This is a genomic window from Thermus sp. FJN-A, from assembly GCF_054655095.1.
In genome coordinates this window covers 1-241 of record NZ_BAAHSC010000108.1, presented here as the reverse complement: position 1 = coordinate 241, position 241 = coordinate 1, and the positions used below count along the sequence as shown (strand labels likewise).

General features: G+C 76.3%; 1 pseudogene. It reads right to left on the bottom strand.

Annotation, left to right across the window (positions count from 1 at the left end):
- Positions 1 to 241: pseudogene (locus tag ACYQ0J_RS00560) on the bottom strand (tetratricopeptide repeat protein); the annotation flags it as partial.

The following is a 241-nucleotide window of genomic DNA, read 5'->3' as shown; positions in this document are numbered from 1 at the left end:
CCTCCGTCCCCTCCCGGCGGGAGAGCTCCGCCAGGGCCACCAGCACCCGGGCGCGGGCCGGGGCGTGGGTGTCCAGAAGCTCCAGGGCCTCCCCGGCGGCCCGCCTCGCCAGCCTCTTCCGTCCCAGGGCCAGGTGGCAGAGGGCCATCTCCGCCAGGGCCGCTCCCCTCCGGGCCCCCTCCCCCGCTAGCTCAAGGGCCTCCTCCAGGACCTCGCTTCCTTGAGCGGGCTTCCCCAGAAG